Raw genomic sequence first — 1580 nt, 5'->3', positions numbered from 1 at the left:
GCATCGTCGCTGCTGTCGCGTCTTGCGGCCAGGAATGGGGCCGGATCGGTGCAGCAATTCTGTGGCGACATCGCCTTTCCGATCGATCCGCTGTTCAGGGGCGAGCCCGTCGCCATCGTGCACCTGGCCCAACTGGCCGGATGCGATCCTGCCGCCCTGGGAAAGGTCTCGATCCGGCATCTCGGGCGGAACCGCTTTCGCCTGCGCGACGAGATCGCCACAACCCACAGCCTTCATCGCAGCCGCGTCCGCGTCTGCCCGGCCTGCGTCCGGAGCGAGGTGCCCGCCGCGGGCTAGGCTTGGCGCCTGCCGCGCCGCCTGCACTGGAAGCTCGTCTCGGTCCGGTCCTGCCCGGACCACGGCTGCGGGCTGGTGTCGCTGCCGCCCGAGACTTTCTCGAGGAACGGCAAGGACTTCACCGCCCAGATCCGAAAGCACTTCGACTGGATCCTGGCGCAGGAACCGGTTCCGGCCGACCACACCCCGTTCGAGCGGTATCTGGCCGCCCGTGTCCTGACGGGCCGTAAGGGCGACTGGATCGACAGCCTCGCGCTCAACGTGGCGTCGCGCGCCTGCGAGGTGCTGGGCCTGCTTCTGGACCGTGGTCCCGAGGCGGCGCTGACGGGGCACGGCGCGGCGGACTGGGTGCGGTTCGGGGCCAGAGGCTACGAGGTGCTGAGCGCTGGCCCGGACGCGCTCTGCGCCTGCCTTGCTGCCGTGGCGGGTGCGGACGGCGGCAGGCGGCGGTTCTTCGGCCGGGCCTATGGCCCCTGGATGGCCTGGCTCGGAGGCCGCGGGCTGGGGGAGGAGGCCGAGCCGCTTCGGGCTGTCGTCCGCCGCCATGTCTTCCAGACTTTTCCGATCCGGAAGGGTGTCACGGTGCTCGGCTTGCCGTCGGAGGGGCGTGCTGCCTCCGGTCCGCCCGCGGCGGCCGCGCTGACGGGGCTTGGCGGGACGGCTCTGGATGGCCTTGTCCGGAGGGGGCTTGCGCGGCGCGACCGGTGCGGTGGCGTCGTCCTGAACGGGTTTGTCACCGACAGGATGCTGGATGCCTATCGGCGCGAGACGACGGCTGCGGTCCGGCCCGCGGAAGACAGCCCGCGTGAGGCGGAAGGGAATGGGCCTCGCGTCGCCACGCCGGGCGGTCCACTTCTGGCCCGGGGGCTCTCCCTCAGCGAGGCCGCGGGCTATCTGCGCGTGACGGCCAAGACCGTGACTTATCTGACCGAACAGGGCCTGCTGAGCCGCGCCGATCCGGCCGGGCGGCATCGCAAGGGCACACGGGCTGTGTCGCAAGCCAGTCTACGTGCTTTCCGGGCACGATACATCTCACTCGGCGAGCTCGCAGAGCTGTTGAAGCGCCCGCAGGGGGCATTGTCGATGAGGCTCCGGAACACCGGCATCGACATGCTGGCGATGCCGCCTGACTTCAGCAGGATTTATTGGCGCGAGGATGTGCTGGCTGCCGATCCGAGATTGTCGTGAATGGCAGCCCGAACGCGCCGGGCGTCAGCAGGCCCTCCTGGCAGGGGCGAAAGAGCGATTGCCCAAGATGAAATATGCGTCATTCAGGGCGGAGA

2 protein-coding genes are annotated in these 1580 nt (G+C 69.7%); both read left to right on the top strand.

All coding sequences use genetic code 11. The features are described from left to right. A partial coding sequence (locus C8N38_RS22090) for a TniQ family protein (protein WP_245895840.1) occupies positions 1 to 297 on the top strand: 297 nt, incomplete at its 5' end. A 75-nt stretch (positions 298 to 372) separates the two neighbouring features. Then, positions 373 to 1485 carry a hypothetical protein gene (locus tag C8N38_RS20980; RefSeq protein ID WP_245895839.1) on the top strand — a complete coding sequence of 371 codons (1113 nt, stop codon included), beginning with the start codon at positions 373 to 375 and terminating at the stop codon, positions 1483 to 1485. The last annotated feature ends 95 nt before the right edge of the window (positions 1486 to 1580 follow it).

This window comes from Rhodovulum kholense (assembly GCF_003053725.1).
Classification (GTDB): domain Bacteria; phylum Pseudomonadota; class Alphaproteobacteria; order Rhodobacterales; family Rhodobacteraceae; genus Rhodovulum; species Rhodovulum kholense.
Note: the sequence above shows the minus strand (reverse complement) of the source record. Positions and strands in the feature narration are given on the sequence as shown.